This is a genomic window from Paenibacillus agri, assembly GCF_013359945.1.
In the GTDB taxonomy this organism is placed as follows: domain Bacteria; phylum Bacillota; class Bacilli; order Paenibacillales; family Paenibacillaceae; genus Paenibacillus_AQ; species Paenibacillus_AQ agri.
In genome coordinates, this window is record NZ_JABWCS010000062.1 from 1 (window position 1) to 243 (window position 243).

General features: G+C 49.0%; 1 protein-coding gene. It reads left to right on the top strand.

The window, feature by feature from the left end:
- Positions 1-243 (top strand): carbonic anhydrase (locus HPT30_RS00275; protein ID WP_512699059.1); only part of this gene is annotated, 243 nt, incomplete at both ends.

Consider the following 243-nt stretch of genomic DNA (forward strand, 5'->3'; position numbering starts at 1 on the left):
TCGTTGTGGGCCACTATGAATGCGGCATGGCATCCCTGAATCCCGACACGATGATCGGCCATATCAAGGAGCGCGGAGTCTCCGAAGAAGTGTTATCCACCCTCGAAAATTCCGGGATCAAGCTAACCAAGTGGCTAAAAGGATTTGACAACGAGAAAGAAGGCGTTATTCACACTGTCGATCTGATTAAGCGTCATCCATTGCTGCCTCCGAATGTTCCTGTACACGGAATGATCATTGATC